The sequence below is a fragment of the Methyloparacoccus sp. NF-16 genome, from assembly GCF_056880625.1.
Window position 1 is genome coordinate 1,664,036 of record NZ_CP174130.1, and the last position, 15,740, is coordinate 1,679,775.

Below are 15,740 nucleotides of genomic sequence, written 5' to 3' on the forward strand. Positions count from 1 at the left end.
TCACGGGCTGGGATGGGAGTGGAAGCAGGGGCAGGAATGTTGCCGGCGGGCACATTATCGCATTGCCCGGCCGATCCTTCAGGGTCTTACGGCAAGCGACGGCCGGTTAGCCGCTGCCGCACCGCTCCCGCCGGTGCAGCCACCACAGCAACAGGGCGGCCGCGGCATAGGCGAACGCGAACGGTGGCGCCGCATTGACGCCGAAATGGTTCTGCACGCCGGCGTCGGTCAGGCGATAGGCATGGATCAGGCCGAGCCAGGACAGGGCTGCCCCGGCCAGCGCCCAGGCGGCCGCCCGCTCGAAGCGGCGATCGATGACATGCGCCAGCAGGGCCGCGAGGAGGCTGGCGGTCAGCACGAAGCCCTGGCTGAGGGCGATCATCCCGTGCACCTGCAGATCGTCGCCGAACCGTTCTGCAGCCGCGCGCAGGGTGGTACCGGCGGCACGCAGGGCGGCTTCCACCAGCAGCAGGCCCCAGGCTGCCAGCGACGGCAGCAGGCCGATGCTGACCGCCAGCGCATGGCGCGCCGGGGTATCCCGATAAGCCTGGGCGGTGATGATGAGGCCGATCCAGACCAGGATGCCCAGGGTCGCCTCCAGCGGAATCCAGCGCACCACCAGGCCATGGGCCCCAGTGAGGCAGAGCAGCGCGATCACCACGGCATTCAGGACCGAGTAGCCATAGCCCGCGCCCATGCCCTTCCAGGCAGGATGGCCGATGTAGATCGTGGTCGGGAAGGCGCTGCCGAAGGCCGCGGCGACCAGCGACCCCAGGCCGTTGGCGATCAGCGACGGGCGCGTCTCGTAGCGGTCGCCGGCGGCCTCCGCGCTTTCCAGGTTCTGCAGCGAGCCGATGATGTTCAGCAGTCCCATCGGCAGGATGACGGCCAGGTAGCGCCAGCCCAGCGGCGAGTCGATCAGCTCCAGCATCGGTCCCAGGGCCAGGTGGGGCGCGTGCCAGCCCGGCCCGACAGCGGCCGGCAGCGGGGGCGCATCGGCCCAGCCCAGGAGGCGGGCCAGCCAGGCCAGGGCCACGCCGAGCAGCACCGCCGCCAGCCCGCCGGGCAGTCCCAGCGGCAGCCGGATGCGCCCGGCATAGACCGAGACCAGCAACAGCAGGGGCAGCAGCGCGATCAGGGGTGCCGCGAAAATCCGGAAGGCGAAGCCCATGGCGATGAAGCTGAGTGCGATGCCGGCCAGGGCCGACAGCAGGGCCGCCCGCGGCGTGTTGCGCCGCAGCCAGTCGGCGCCGAAGGCGCCGACCAGTTCCATCACCGCATTGAGGGCACAGGCGAACAAGCCCACCCGCCAGGCCAGCTCGGCATCGCCGGTCTCGCGGAAGACCGGCGCCATCACCAGGAAGATGAAGGCCATCAGGCTGACGGTATTGATGCCATAGGGCAGCGCCGTGACATCGCCGCGGCCGCTGCGCTGCGCCAGCCGGCGTGCCTGCCAGGCGTAGAAAAGGTTGCCGAACACCACCGACAGCGCCACGCCCGGCAGGATGCGCTCCGCGATCATGGCCGGCGCAAAGCCGCACAGGGCGGGTCCCAGCACGGCGATCAGCATGACCTGCAACAGGTTGTCGACGAACAGGCCGAAAAAGCCGTCGAGATCGCCGCGCTGGAAAGCCTTCATGGAATCGTCTGTCTCATCGGTCGTTGGCGGGGCGGAACGACGCCGGCGCCTGGCCGGCGCGCTGGCCGAGGCACGATGATCCTATGCCGCGCGGCCCGGCGTCCAGCGCCCGTCCCGCCGCTCAGGACAGCCCGGACCTGACGCCCTCCTCCTGCCCGGCCGCATAGGTCAGCTTGGCGACATTGTCCCGGGTGAAGAATCCCTGGAAATCGCCGAAGCGCTGCACGTATTCGATGATCAGCGAGGAAAAGTCGGAGGCTTCGGAGAAGATCTGCTTGAGCCCCTCGCTGCGGGAGCCGACGGTTTCCAGCAGGAAGCCCTTGCCCTGGCCGGCGATGGCGTCGACGACGATGTCGATGTACTCCTTGCCATCCCGCTGGCCATCCTTCACCTCGACGGCGATATGGTGCAGCCGCGGCCCGTAGTTGCGGACGAAGGTTTCCGTGGGACTGGGCAGCCCGTCCAGATGGTTCACGCAGTAGGGATGATTGTTGGCGGTGAAGACCTTGGCGGGACTCGCCGACTCCGGCACCTGGCGCACGCTCTTGGTGACGTTGGTGGAGGAATTCTGATCCCGGATGTCGTAGCTGCCCCAGTAGTAGTAGCTGGACAGGCCCAGATACTCGAGGATCGCCGCCTCGCGATTCTGGCTGTAGACGCGGGTGGCCAGGTGGTCGATGGGACACAGCAGTTCCCCGATGCCGAGCCTGTCCTGCATTTCCTTGCCGCGATCGTTGGCGGACTGGGCGGACGGCAGGATGACGCATTCACCATGCTGGTAGACGCGGATGCCATCCAGCGGCCGCTCCATGTAGCCGACCACGTTCTGGGTGTAGGGCGAGGGCTTGGACAGGCTGACGTTCAGCGGCAGATCGAGTTCCGCCAGCTGGCCGACCTGGAAGAAGCGGAACTCCCGCTCCTGCTGCAGGGCGACCACCTGATGGCGATCCTGGCACAGCAGGATTTCACCCAGATAGCGGCTGTGCGGGCGCCGGGCGCCGACCGGATAGAGGTCGTTGAGGCTGCGGAAGATATCGCTGTAGTCGGGATTCTTGGGCTCGCGCAGCAGGATGTCCGGCGAGTCCATGTCGATGCGCAGCACATGGGTCAGGTGCTTTTCGCTGTCCAGGGTGACCAGGTACTGGTAGGGCGTCATCAGCGCCAGCTCGGCGATGTATTCCACCGAATTGCCGGGCTCGACGCTGATGATCATGGCCTCGATGCCGCCGATCATCTCGGTCAGCCCGGCGCGGTCGCGCGCCTCCAGCAGGCGTCCGAGATAGCTCTCGAAAAAGTCGGAATTCTTCTTGTCGCCGAATCGCGGCAGGGCGGTCGAGCAAAGCATGGTGGACTCCTGAAGCCTAGGGTTTCCAGCGAAGGTCGAGGGTCATGGGGAAACGCGGATTGACGGGCTCTTCCCGGACCAGCAGGGGCCCCGGCGTGTGGCCATGGTCCCAGAAGCGTGCCCGGCGGCGGGCCTCGGCCTCGTTGGCATTGACGGGAAAGGTGTCGTAATTGCGGCCACCGGGATGGCTGACATGATAGGTGCAGCCGCCCATGGCGCGGCCGTTCCAGCGGTCCACCAGATCGAACACCAGGGGCGCGTGAACGCCGATGGTGGGGTGCAGGGCCGAGGGCGGCGCCCAGGCCTTGAAGCGCACCGCGGCGACATATTCGCCCGGGACACCGGTCGGATGCAGCGGCAGGGCGCGGCCGTTGCAGGCCACCTGGTGGCGGTTCCCGGTCATGCCGCTGACCTTGACCTGCAGGCGTTCCACCGACGAATCCACGTAGCGCGCCATGCCGCCGAGGGTGGCCTCCTCGCCCAGCACATGCCAGGGTTCGATGGCCTGGCGCAGCTCCATCTGCACGCCCTCGTGGACCACCGTGCCGTAGCGCGGAAAGCGGAATTCCAGGAAGGGCGCGAACCAGGCATCGTCGAAGGCATAGCCCGAGGCACGCAGGTCGCGCACGATGTCGCGCAGGTCGGCCTCGATGAAATGCGGCAGCAGGAAGCGGTCGTGCAGGCTGGTGTCCCAGTACACCAGCTGGCCGGTGAAGGGGGTTTTCCAGAACCGGGCCACCAGCGCCCGCAACAGCAGCGCCTGCACCAGGCTCATGCGGTAGTGCGGCGGCATCTCGAAGGCCCGCAGTTCCACCAGCCCCAGCCGGCCGGTGGCCGTGTCGGGGGAGTAGAGCTTGTCGATGCAGAATTCCGCCCGGTGCGTGTTGCCGGTCATGTCGATGAGCAGGTTGCGCAGCAAGCGGTCGACCAGCCAGGGCTGGGCGCTCTCCTGGCCCGGGACGAGCCTCTCGCTCATCTGCTGGAAGGCGATGTCGAGCTCGTAGAGGTTGTCGTCACGCGCCTCGTCCACCCGGGGCGCCTGGCTGGTCGGGCCGATGAACTGACCCGAGAACAGGTACGACAGCGCCGGGTGCCGCTGCCAGTAGGCGATCAGGCTGCGCAGCAGATCCGGGCGGCGCAGGAACGGGCTGTCCGCCGGCGTCGGCCCGCCGAGGGTGATGTGGTTGCCGCCGCCGGTGCCGGTATGGCGGCCGTCCAGCATGAACTTCTCGGTCGCCAGGCGCGCCAGGCGCGCCTGCTGGTAAAGCGTGCGGGTGCGGTTTTCCAGTGTCTCCCAGTCGCCCGACGGATGGATGTTGACCTCGATGACCCCCGGGTCCGGCGTGATCGACAGCGACTTCAGCCGGGCATCGCGCGGTGGGGGGTAGCCCTCCAGGCGCACCGGCTGCTTCAGTTCCGCCGCGCAGGCCTCGATGGCGGCGATCAGCTGCAGCCAGGCCTCCAGCCGGGTCAGCGGCGGCAGGAACACATGCAGCATCCGCTCCCTAACTTCCAGCACCAGCGCCGTGTGGATCACCTCGCGTGCCGCCGGGGTCTCCTCGATGGCTGCCGGCGGCTGGTCGCCGGGCGGTTCCGGCACCGCCGGCGGCTCCGGCAGCTCGCCCTGCGCGGCGAAGGGATCGGGCGGAAATTGCAGCTCGAAATCCTCGGGCGCCACCCAGGGCAGGCTGGACAGCGGCAGGCGCAAGCCCATCGGCGAATCCCCCGGCAGCAGGTACAGGTGCTCGTGCTTGAGCGGCCAGCGGCTGGATTTCCAGCGCATCCGGCCGGCGCTGTCCTCGCATTTCAGCGGCAGCACATGGCCCACCACGCTGGCGAGGCCGGCGCGCAGCTGCCGGGCCAGGGTCCGGCGCACGTCGGCGTCGTCGAGATCGGCCGCCAGCGGATCGACGTTGGCCGGCAATCGGCTTTCCTCGTCCAGGGCCCGCCAGGGGTCCTCGTAGCCCGCCAGCAGGTAGCCGGGATGCAGGCCCAGCCGGCGCGCCAGCGCCTGGCCGAAGTGCCCGGCGCTGGCGCCGTCCGGCTGTCCGGCGGGTTCCCGCGCCAGCCAGGCGGGCTCACGCCAGAGCGGTACGCCATCCTCGCGCCAGAAGACGTTCAGGGCCCAGCGCGGCAGCGGCTCGCCCGGATACCACTTGCCCTGGCCGAAATGCGGCAGGCCGCCCGGCGCGAACTGCGTCCACAGCCGCTCCAGCAGGCGGTTGGCCAGGGTCCATTTTTCCTCCCCCAGCGCGGCGGTGTTCCACTCCGCGCCATCCATGTCGTCGACCGACACGAAGGTCGGCTCGCCGCCCTGGGTCAGGCGCACGTCGCCGGTGCGCAGTTCCTCGTCGACCTGCCAGCCGAGGGCGCGGATTTCCTCCCACTGCGCCTCGCTGTAGGGGCGGGTGACGCGCGGATCCTCGTGGATGCGGACGACGCTCATGGCGACCTCCAGCCGCGCGTCGCAGATGCTGGTCATGCCGATGACGGGCGCCGCCGAGGTCGGCGAGGCGGAAACGGCCAGCGGGATGTGCCCTTCCCCGGCCAGGAGACCCGAGGTCGCGTCCATGCCGACCCAGCCGGCACCGGGGACATAGGCCTCGCACCAGGCGTGCAGGTCGGTGAAATCGTCGCTGGGACCGGCCGGCCCGTCCAGCGGCTTTTCATCCGCCACCAGCTGGATCAGATAGCCGGAGACGAAGCGGGCGGCGATGCCCAGCCGGCGCAGCAGCTGCACCAGCAGCCAGGCGCTGTCGCGGCAGGAGCCGGAGCGCAGCATCAGGGTTTCCTCGCAGCTCTGCACCCCGGGCTCCAGCCGGATGAGATATTCCACATCCTGCTGCACCCGCCGGTTGAGCATGACCAGCAGGTTGGTGGTGGTGATCCCGGCGGGAATGTCGCGGCGGAACGCGGACAGCCAGCGCGAGAACGCGGGGCTGGCCGGCTCGGTCTCGAGGAAGGGCGCCAGCTCGGCCGCCAGCGATTCCGGATAGGCGAACGGGTAATGCTCGGCCCATTCCTCGACGAAGAAGTCGAAAGGATTGATGACCGTCATGTCGGCCAGGAGATCGACGGTGATGTCGATTTCGCGGGTCGGCTCGGGAAAGGTGATGCGGGCGACGAAATTGCCGTAGGCATCCTGCTGCCAGTGGATGAAATGCTGCTCCGGCCGAATCTTCAGCGAGTAGCCGGTCACCGGCGTGCGCGCATGCGGGGCGGGACGCAGCCGGATCTCGTGCGGCGCGGCCACGACCGGACGGTCGAAAACATAGTGGGACTTGTGGTGCAGCGCGACGCGTATGGTCATGGTCTTCGGCGGTCCGGGAGGGGGGCGGGGTCAGCCGGCCGGGGGCCGGCCGGGCGGCATCTTGATCCAGTCGGGACTGGGGAGGGAGGCGAACACGCCGCGCAGCCCCTCGCTCCAGCGCCGGCTGATCTGCGAGAAATAGGGGTCGTCCTGGGTGATGTGCTGCTCCAGGTCGAGCGCGAAGCGCGACTCGCCGCAGCAGGCCAGATCGATCGGCAGCCCGACCGAGAGATTGCTGCGCATGGTCGAGTCGAACGACACCAGGACGCATTTGATGGCCTCGTCGATGGGCGTGTCCGGCCGGATGACCCGGTCGAGGATGGGCTTGCCGTACTTGGTCTCGCCGATCTGGAAGTACGGTGTCTCGTCGCCCGCCTCGATGAAGTTGCCCTCGCTGTACACCAGACACAGGCGCATGCGCTCGCCGCGGATCTGCCCGCCGACGATGAAGTTGGCGCTGGCGTCGACGTTGCTCTGCGCCAGGAACAGGCCATCGTGCTCGCGCACGGCACGGAGGCTCTCACCCAGCAGCTGGGCCACGTCGAACATGGAGTCGACGTTCCAGATGTTGCGCTGCTCGTGATGACGACCCTGGAGCTCCAGCTGGTTGATGGCGCTCTGGGTGATCGACAGGTTGCCGGAACTGAGGATGATGATGCTGCGGTCGCCCGGGTGGACGAAGGTCCGCATCTTCCTGTAGCTGGCAATCTGGTCAACCCCGGCGTTGGTGCGCGAGTCCGAGGCGAACACCATCCCCTCGTTCAGCTTCAGCGCGACGCAATAGGTCATGATCTTGATGAATGACGGTGGGAACGGAATCAGGCGACCTGGCGCAGGTCCAGCCGGGGCACGCGGTCCCAGCGCGACAGGTAGGCGTCGCGGATCTCCCGGCCGAGCAGGTCGATGTGGTCGAGGAAATCGGTCAGGAACTCGTGCAGGCCACGGCCGAAGACGTCCTCGATACGGCCGAAATGCAGCTGCGCATGGAGTTCGCCGGCCAGGCGCCGGGCCTCCCGGGCCGAGTTGCCGTTGATGTAGCTCAGCGCGGTCTCGACCTCGTTCATGCAGGCATGCAGGGAGCGCGGCATGTCATCGCGCAGGATGAACAGCTCCGCCACCCGCAGCGGCGAGATGACGTCGCGGTAGATCTTCCGGTAGGCCTCGAAGGCGCTGACCGATTTCAGCAGCGATCCCCACTGGTAGTAATCGGCCGCGCCGCCCACGTCGGCAACGCTGGGCAGCAGGATGTGGTACTTGACATCGAGGATGCGCGCGGTGTTGTCGCCCCGCTCGAGATGGGTACCGAGGCGGATGAAATTGAAGGCGATGTCCTTGAGGATGGTGCCGTGGGTAACGCCGCGGAACAGGTGCGAGCGCTCCTTCACCCATTCGAAGAAATCGCCGTAGCGCGCCTCGCTCATCTGTCGCGATTGGCGGTTGACCTCCAGCCAGGTCGCGTTGATGACCTCCCACATCTCCGAGGTGATGGCGCCGCGCACGGAGCGGGCGTTCTCTCGCGCCAGCCGCAGGCAGCTGTAGATGCTGGAGGGATTGTCCGCGTCCAGTGCCATGAAATGCGTCACCGCGTCGCTGCGCGCCAGCCCGTATTTCTTCTCGTAGCCACCGGCGCAGCCGGTGATGTTCAGCGGCGCGTACCACAGGTAGGCCTCGGTGCCCTCCATGTCCAGCGGCAGCAGCGAGGACCGGTGGGCCACGTCGAGGATGCGGGCGGTGTTTTCGGCCCGCTCGATGTGGCGGGCCATCCAGAACAGGTTTTCGGCGGTGCGCGAGAGCATGGTCTAGTCCTCCAGTACCCAGGTATCCTTGGTGCCGCCGCCCTGCGACGAATTGACGACCAGCGATCCCTCCCTGAGCGCGACCCGGGTGAGTCCACCCGGCACCAGCCGGATGTCCTTGCCCGAAAGCACGAAGGGGCGCAGGTCCACATGCCGGGGCGCGACACCCGCCTCCACCAGCGTCGGGCAGGCGGACAGGGCCAGCGTCGGCTGGGCGATGAAATTTTCCGGTCCCGACAGGATCCGCTGCCGGTAGGCCTCGATTTCCGCCTTGGTGCTGGTGGGGCCGACCAGCATGCCGTAGCCGCCGGAACCCTGGACCTCCTTCACCACCAGCTCGGACAGATGTTCGAGCACGTAGCCGAGCTCGTCGGCCTGGCTGAGCCGCCAGGTCGGCACGTTCGAGAGGATCGGCGTCTCGCCGAGGTAGAAGCGGATCATGTCCGGGACGAACAGGTAGGTCGACTTATCGTCCGCGACCCCGGTGCCGACGCCGTTGGCCAGGGCGACATGGCCGGCACGATAGGCATCGAACAATCCCGGCACGCCCAGCATGGAATCTGGCCGGAAAGCGAGCGGATCGAGGAAATCGTCGTCGACCCGCCGATAGATCACGTGCACCTGCTGCGGCCCCTCGGTGGTGTGCATGTAGACCCGGCTCTGGTCGACGAACAGGTCCTGCCCCTCCACCAGCTCCACCCCCATCTGGCTGGCGAGGAAGGCATGCTCGAAATAGGCGCTGTTGTAGGCGCCCGGGGTCAGCACCACGATGACCGGATCGGTGGCATAGGACGGCGCCGACTCGCGCAGGGTGTCCAGCAGCATCTGCGGATAATGTTCGACCGGCTCGACCGCGTGCATGGCGAACAGCTCCGGAAACAGCCGCATCATGGTCTTGCGGTTTTCCAGCATGTAGGACACGCCGGAGGGTGTGCGCAGGTTGTCCTCCAGCACATAGAAATCGTTCTGCGCCACCCGCACCAGATCGATGCCGGCGATCTGGGCATAGACCTGGTTGGGCAGGTCGACACCCTGCATCTCCGGCCGGTACATGGCGTTGTCCAGCACCTGATGGGCGCTGACGATGCCGGCCTTGACGATCTCCCGGTCGTGGTAGATGTCGTGCAGGAAGGCGTTGAGCGCCCTGACCCGCTGCTTGATGCCCTGCTCCAGGCGCCGCCATTCCTCGGCGCCGAAGATGCGCGGGACCATGTCGAAGGGAATCAGCCGCTCGCCGCCGTCGGCCTCGCCGTAGACGGCGAAGGTGATGCCGAGTCGCCGGAACAGGAGCTCCGCCTCGGCGCTCTTGCGCTCCAGGGATGCCTCCGGCAAGCCCTGGAGCCACCGGGCGTAGCGCTGATAGATGGTGCGCACGGCGCCTTCGGCGTCGTGCATCTCGTTGTAGTAGGGGCTGGGCGAGGTGGGCATGTTCATGTCCACGATGAAGCAAGGAGCGGGCCAGCCTGGAAAACCCCCGCCGGCCGGCCGGAATCGCGCGCCACCCCGGGGATTTGCACCATCGCGGACGCCGCCGGCACCCGGGCCCGCCTCGTTTTGGGGAGGCGGCCGCTGCCACCGCACAAGGGCCGGCCGGGCGGCGCTCAGCCCAGCAGGGGCTGGTCGAGGATCGCGACGATGGCGGGATGCTTGATCCGGCGCTGGGCGGTGATGACGTAGAAGCGCTCATGGATGGCGTCGAGCGGGCCCAGCCGGACCACGCCGTACTGCCGGCAGATGGCCTCGGCGACCATCGTCGGCGCCAGGAACAGGCCCATGCCGGCGCTGCCGAAGGTTTTCATGAGGGCACTGTCCTCGATCTCGGCCCGCACATCGGGCCAGATGCCCTCGGCATCGAACCACTGGTCCAGCAACCGGCGCAGGGCCAGATTCTGCGTCGGCAGCAGGAACGGCGCCCCGCTCAGCGAGCGGGGAAAATCCGGCCCGTAACGACTGGCCAGATCGGCGGTCCCGAACACGCTGGCTTCGCACTCGCCCAGCAGGTGATTGAAGACACCCGCACCGGAATGGGGCGTGGCCGGCACATCGGAGAGCACCAGGTCGAGCGCATGCACCGACAGATCGGCCAGCAAACGCTCCGACTTGTCCTCGAAACAATGCAGCTGGACCGGCTCCGGCAGCCGCAGGGCCGGCTCCAGCAGGCGCGTGACCGCCAGTTTCGGCAGCGCCTGGGCGATGCCCACCGCCAGGCGGCTGCCACGACCGACCGCCCGCCCCTTCAGGAACTGGGTCAGTTCGCGGCCCAGGGCGAAAATCTCCTCGGCGTACTCAAAAACGCCGCGCCCGGTATCGGTGAGCACGAGTCCCCGCCCGACCCGCTCGAACAGCTTCTCGCCGATGGCCGCCTCGAACTGCGCCAGCTGGGCACTGATGGTGGGCTGGGTCAGGTGCAGCTTCTCGGAAGCGCGGGCGATGCTGCCTTCCCTGGCCACGGTCCAGAAGTAGTGCAGATGATGGTAGTTGAGCCGGCTCATGTCCCTGGAAAATTAGATTTTATCTAATGTTTGATGAACTACTTCCAAATAGACTAACCAAAACACTGCCAGCTATCCTGATATGGACTCGAAACGACAGCCCGGGCAGCAGCCATGACCGCAACCCCGCGCCAGAACCATGAGGAAGATCGATGAGGATTCCCCGCACAAGTTGCCAGCACGGCCGCCCATCGCTGGCCTCCGGGACCGCCACCGGCGAGCCGCATGGCGCATGGCCGAACCGGATCGGGCCATGGCCCGACGCAAGGAACGCCACGGAAGCGGCCGGCGCCGGCCTCCAGTCCCGGCGCCAGCCAAGCGGCATCCTGACACGGGATATGAAACGCACTCTGCCGTCCCGGTGGCGGGACCCTTTCGGGCCGGGAGCCCCTGCCGACCGGCTCCGCCACGCGGCCTGCAGACCCGGGACGATCACCCGGGTGCCGCCCCTGGCAGCCAAAACCCTCTCTCTCCGAAACCAGCAAGGATCACCATGACATCCCTCAACGATGATGCCGAATTGCGCCGCTCGCTGCGGCTACTGAACTCGGTTCTGACGCGCGTACTGAATACCCAGGGGCGAGGTGAGATCGCCACTCAGGTCGAGCGCCTGCAGAAACGCTTCGCGAGTCTGGCGCGCGACGGCAACCCGGTACGGCGCCAGCAGCTGCTGGACTCCCTCCACGATCTGGATGCCGAAACCACCAGCGAGGTGGTCCGGGTCTTCAACCATTACTTCAGCCTGCTCAACATCGCCGAGGAGTCCCACTACCTGCGCCAGCGGCGGCGGCAGGCGGAACGCGGCGGCCATTACTGGCCGGGTTCCTTCCACGACACCCTGCTGTGGTTGCGGCAGGAGGGCGTGGACGCGGAAAACCTGCAAGTGCTGCTCGACCAGCTGCGCTACCTGCCGGTCATGACCGCCCACCCCACCGAGGCCAAGCGCCGCACCGTGAAGGGCGCGCTGCGCAACGTGTTCGTCTCGCTGGAAACGCTGGCGCATGGCCGGCTCAAGGGCTATTTCCGCAAGGAAGCCATCGAGCGCCTGCAATCGCAGGTCCAGCTGCTCTGGAAAACCGACGAGGTGCGGCTGCGCGGCATGGGGGTTGCCGACGAGATCGACACCGGCCTGTTCTATTTCCCGCTGTCGCTGTTCCGTGCCACCACCCGCGTTTACCGCAACTTCGAGCGTTCGCTGCAGGACGTGTACGGCGAGGATGCCGCCCGCCAGATCCGCATCCCCAGCTTTCTCCGCTATGGCTCCTGGATCGGCGGCGATCGCGACGGCAACCCCAACGTGACGCCCGACACCACGGCGCTGGCGGTGCGGCTGCAATCGCGCACCATCCTGCAGGAATATCTCCGGCGGCTGGACGAGCTGCATGGCCAGCTGTCGCACTCCTGGGGCTTCTGCGAACTGTCGCAGGAATTCGTCGCCAGCCTGGAGCACGACCGCAGCGAACTCGGCCATGCCATCATGGAGCTGGAGCGCCCCTTCCTGCAGGAGCCCTACCGCCACAAGCTGGTGCTGATGAAGTATCGCATGGCGCGCTCCCTGCGCCGCATCGACCGGCTGATCGCGGGCGAAAGCGAGCCACCGGACAGCCAGGCCTATCCCTCGGTCGGCGAATTCCTCAACGACCTGCAACTGATCGACACCTCGCTGCGCAACCACAGCGATGCCGACATCGCCAACCAGGAACTGCATGACCTGATCCGCCTCGCCGAGACCTTCGGCTTCCACCTGATGCAGCTCGACGTGCGCCAGGAGTCGACCCGGCATACCGAGGCCGTGGCCGACATCCTCAAGGCGACGCTCGGCATCGACTATCTCGCGCTGGCCGAAGCCGACCGTCTCAAGCTGCTGGCCGAGGCCATCGCCCTGCCCGGCGGCTTGCAGTTCGACCGCGCGGCCATCGCCGCGCCGACCCGCGAGACGCTGGCGGTCTTCGAGACCATGGCGCGCATGCGGCGCGAGATCGGTGGCGAATGCTTCGACAAGTACGTCATTTCCATGACGCACCACGCCAGCCATGTGATGGAAGTCCTGCTGCTGGCCGTGCAATGCGGGCTGGCCGGCCGGCTCGGCGGACGCTGGTTCTGCCACGTCGGCATCAGCCCGCTGTTCGAGACCATCGACGACCTCAACCGCATCGAGGAGGTCCTCACCGACCTGCTCGACCAGCCGGTCTACCGGCAGATGCTGGACGCCTGCGACGAGCGCCAGGAGGTCATGCTCGGTTACTCGGATTCCTGCAAGGACGGCGGCATCCTGGCGTCGGCCTGGGGGCTCTACCGGGCGCAGCAGCTGGTCATCGCCATCACCGAGCGACGCGGGCTCAAATGCCGGCTGTTCCATGGCCGGGGCGGCACCATCGGCCGGGGCGGCGGCCCGACCCACGAGGCCATCCTGGCCCAGCCGCCGGATACCGTCCGCGGCCAGATCAAGTTCACCGAGCAGGGCGAGGTGCTGTTCTACCGCTACAACAACATGGAGACGGCCATCTACGAGCTGACCATGGGCGTGACCGGCCTGATGAAGGCCAGCCTCAGCCTGGTCAAGCCGGTACCACAACCCTCGCCCGACCATCTGGCGGTGATGGGCGAGCTGGCGCGGCTCGGCGAGATGGGTTACCGGACCCTGACCGAGCAGACCGAAGGCTTCCTGGACTATTTCTACGAGGCCACGCCCGTCAGCGAGATCGGTCAGCTCAACATCGGTTCCAGGCCCTCGCACCGCAAGAAGCAGGACCGTTCCAAGTCCTCGGTGCGCGCCATCGCCTGGGTCTTCGCCTGGGCCCAGTCGCGGCAGACCTTCCCGGCCTGGTACGGCATCGGCAGCAGCCTGTCGACCTGGTGCGCCGGCAAGGCCGACCGGCTCGACATCCTGCGCGACATGTACCGGGACTGGCCGTTCTTCCGCAACCTGCTGAGCAACGCGCAGATGGCCCTGTGCAAATCCAACATGTCGATCGCCCGCGAGTATGCCGGGCTGTGCGCCGATCCCAACACCGGCCGGCGGGCCTGGGACCTGATTGCCGGCGAATACCAGCGCAGCGTCGACTGGGTCCTGCAGGTCGCCAACATCGACCAGCTGGTGGCCGAGAATCCGCCCCTGGCCGCCTCGCTGCAGCGCCGCGACGCCTACCTGGGGCCGCTCAACTACCTGCAGGTCAGCCTGTTGCGCCGGGTCCGCACCTTCCCGCCGGATGACGCCTCCGACAGCCCCTGGCTGAAGCCGCTGCTGCGCACCATCAACGCCATTGCCGCGGGCATGCGCAATACCGGCTGACGACGCCCGCGCCGGCGGTCCGGGCGCCTGCCATGCGGCAGGTGCCGCCGGGCCACCGGGCTCGCTGGGCCGCCACCTTCGCCACCATCAAGCAAAGGCCATGACGGATCATCACGCTTCGCCCGAGTCCACGCGCCTGCACCTGAGACGCCTGCTGAGCCTGGAGAGCAAGGATATCTGGGCGGTCGTCGCCTTTTCCATCGGCGCCGGCCTGATGGCGCTGGCAACCCCGGTCGCCGTGCAGTCGCTGGTCAACACCATCGCCTTCGGCATGCTGCTGCAACCGCTGGTGGTGCTGGTGCTGATTCTGCTCGGCTGCCTCACCCTCAACAATGTGCTGATCGGTTTCCAGATCTACGTCGTGGAGATGATGCAGCGGCGCATCTTCGTGCGCCTGGTCGGCGACATCGCCGGACGCCTGCGCAAGGCATCCCTGGAAGCCTTCGACAACGGCAACGCCCCGGAACTGGTCAACCGTTTCTTCGACGTGATAACGGTGCAGAAAAGCGGCGCCAACCTGCTGCTGGACGGCCTGGCCTATGGCCTGCAAACCCTGATCGGGATGTTGCTGCTGGCTTTCTATCACCCGATCCTGCTAGCCTTCGACCTGCTGCTGGTGCTCTCCATCCTGTTCATCTTCTTCATCCTGGGCAAGCGCGGCGTCGAGACCGCCATCGAGGAATCCCGCTGCAAGTACGCCGTCGCCGCCTGGCTGGAGGATCTGGCCCGCAACGCCACCCTGGTCAAGTGGGCGAACGGGCAGCGCTTCGTTGCCGAGACCACCGACCGGCTGGCCCGCGACTATCTCCTCGCCGCCGGCCAGCACTTCAGCATTGTCATGCGCCAGCAGATCGGCATCCTGGTGCTGCACACGCTGGCGAACACCGCCCTGCTGGGGCTGGGCGGCTGGATGGTCATCGAACGGCAGCTCACCCTGGGTCAGCTGATCGCCGCCGAACTGATCGTCAGCGCCATGCTGGCCGGCCTCAGCCGGCTGGGCAAATCGCTGATGAGCTACTACGAGCTCATGGCCGGCATGAACAAGCTGGGGCTGCTCCTGGAGCTGCCGGTGGAATCCCACCGGGGCGAGACCCGCGTCCCGCCCACAGGCCCGGCAACGCTGGCCATCCGCCAGCTTGGCTACCACTATGCGCGGGAGCATGCCGCGCCATCCGGCATCGCCGAATCCAGCCTGCGGCTCGAGGGCCGGCACCGGGTCGCCGTGGTCGGCCCCAGCGGTTCGGGTCGCGGCACGCTGCTGGAGCTGATCATGGGGCTGCGCCAGCCGACCTCCGGCACCGTCCTGATCGACGGCTACGACCTGCGCGACCTGCGCCTGGATGCGGCCCGCGACACCATGGCCCTGGTCAAGGGCCATGAAATCATCGAGGGCACCGTGCTGGACAACATCCGCATGGGCCGCACCGAGATCGGCATCGAGACCATCCGGGACACCCTGGCCGGCCTGGAACTGACCGACACCATCATGGCCCTGCCCGACGGCCTCAATACCCAGCTCAACTACCTCGGCATGCCGCTGCCGCCCGAGCAGGTGCGCCGGCTGATGCTGGTCCGCGCCATCGTCGGCCAGCCCCGCCTGCTGCTGATCCACGAGACCCTGGACTTCCTCGACAACGTGGTCAGCGCAAACGTGATCGCCTGGGTGCTGCGGCCCGATGCCCCCTGGACCGCCATCGTCGCCACCCAGAACCCCGAGGTCATCCTGCATTGCGACCGGGTCTGGCGCATGGAACAGGGGCATATCGTCGAGCAGGGCCGGGTCGCCGCCCGGCGCGCCGGCCCGCCGTCCGTCGGCCCCTCGCATCCCTGAACGCCACCGCAGCATTCGCGTTATCGATACAGGAC

The 15,740-nt window shown here is 67.5% G+C and carries 9 protein-coding genes; 2 read left to right on the forward strand and 7 right to left on the reverse strand.

Going from position 1 to position 15,740, the window contains the following annotated elements; genetic code table 11:
* Positions 1-106: 106 nt before the first annotated feature.
* The 7 genes from ACH5N8_RS08025 to nhaR all read right to left on the reverse strand — a co-directional run bounded on the left by ACH5N8_RS08025 (position 107) and on the right by nhaR (position 10,582).
* Positions 107-1,639 carry an NCS2 family permease gene (locus tag ACH5N8_RS08025; protein ID WP_483280917.1) on the reverse strand — a complete coding sequence of 511 codons (1,533 nt, stop codon included), beginning with the start codon at positions 1,637-1,639 and terminating at the stop codon, positions 107-109.
* Between the two features lie 121 nt (positions 1,640-1,760).
* Positions 1,761-2,984 (reverse strand): VOC family protein, encoded by a 1,224-nt coding sequence (locus tag ACH5N8_RS08030; protein ID WP_483280918.1) that lies wholly within the window; start codon positions 2,982-2,984, stop codon positions 1,761-1,763.
* 16 nt (positions 2,985-3,000) lie between these two features.
* Complete coding sequence (locus ACH5N8_RS08035) at positions 3,001-6,294, reverse strand: transglutaminase family protein (RefSeq protein ID WP_483280919.1); 3,294 nt, start codon at positions 6,292-6,294, stop codon at positions 3,001-3,003.
* Positions 6,295-6,324: 30 nt separating this feature from the next.
* Entirely contained in the window at positions 6,325-7,083 is a 759-nt protein-coding gene (locus ACH5N8_RS08040; protein ID WP_460026225.1) for a proteasome-type protease, read from the reverse strand.
* Between the two features lie 29 nt (positions 7,084-7,112).
* The gene (locus tag ACH5N8_RS08045) at positions 7,113-8,090 is read right to left on the reverse strand and encodes an alpha-E domain-containing protein (protein WP_483280920.1); all 978 of its coding nucleotides are present in this window, start codon (positions 8,088-8,090) and stop codon (positions 7,113-7,115) included.
* Positions 8,091-8,093: 3 nt separating this feature from the next.
* Positions 8,094-9,518 carry a circularly permuted type 2 ATP-grasp protein gene (locus ACH5N8_RS08050; protein WP_483283178.1) on the reverse strand — a complete coding sequence of 475 codons (1,425 nt, stop codon included), beginning with the start codon at positions 9,516-9,518 and terminating at the stop codon, positions 8,094-8,096.
* Between the two features lie 173 nt (positions 9,519-9,691).
* Positions 9,692-10,582, reverse strand: a complete 891-nt coding sequence (gene nhaR / locus ACH5N8_RS08055) for a transcriptional activator NhaR (RefSeq protein WP_483280921.1) — start codon at positions 10,580-10,582, stop codon at positions 9,692-9,694.
* Positions 10,583-11,075: 493 nt separating this feature from the next.
* On the opposite strand from nhaR, the gene ppc reads away from it, so the two are divergent.
* Positions 11,076-13,874, forward strand: coding sequence for a phosphoenolpyruvate carboxylase (ppc, locus tag ACH5N8_RS08060; protein ID WP_483280922.1), 2,799 nt, complete (start codon positions 11,076-11,078; stop codon positions 13,872-13,874).
* 100 nt (positions 13,875-13,974) lie between these two features.
* Positions 13,975-15,705 carry a peptidase domain-containing ABC transporter gene (locus ACH5N8_RS08065; RefSeq protein ID WP_483280923.1) on the forward strand — a complete coding sequence of 577 codons (1,731 nt, stop codon included), beginning with the start codon at positions 13,975-13,977 and terminating at the stop codon, positions 15,703-15,705.
* Positions 15,706-15,740 lie beyond the last annotated feature (35 nt).

Bases quoted from the DNA above. Each gene is read 5' to 3' on its own strand.
- ACH5N8_RS08025 (WP_483280917.1), bottom strand. From the start codon at position 1,639: ATGAAGGCTTTCCAGCGCGGCGATCTCGACGGCTTTTTCGGCCTGTTC.
- ACH5N8_RS08030 (WP_483280918.1), bottom strand. From the start codon at position 2,984: ATGCTTTGCTCGACCGCCCTGCCGCGATTCGGCGACAAGAAGAATTCC.
- ACH5N8_RS08035 (WP_483280919.1), bottom strand. From the start codon at position 6,294: ATGACCATACGCGTCGCGCTGCACCACAAGTCCCACTATGTTTTCGAC.
- ACH5N8_RS08040 (WP_460026225.1), bottom strand. From the start codon at position 7,083: ATGACCTATTGCGTCGCGCTGAAGCTGAACGAGGGGATGGTGTTCGCC.
- ACH5N8_RS08045 (WP_483280920.1), bottom strand. From the start codon at position 8,090: ATGCTCTCGCGCACCGCCGAAAACCTGTTCTGGATGGCCCGCCACATC.
- ACH5N8_RS08050 (WP_483283178.1), bottom strand. From the start codon at position 9,518: ATGCCCACCTCGCCCAGCCCCTACTACAACGAGATGCACGACGCCGAA.
- nhaR (WP_483280921.1), bottom strand. From the start codon at position 10,582: ATGAGCCGGCTCAACTACCATCATCTGCACTACTTCTGGACCGTGGCC.
- ppc (WP_483280922.1), top strand. From the start codon at position 11,076: ATGACATCCCTCAACGATGATGCCGAATTGCGCCGCTCGCTGCGGCTA.
- ACH5N8_RS08065 (WP_483280923.1), top strand. From the start codon at position 13,975: ATGACGGATCATCACGCTTCGCCCGAGTCCACGCGCCTGCACCTGAGA.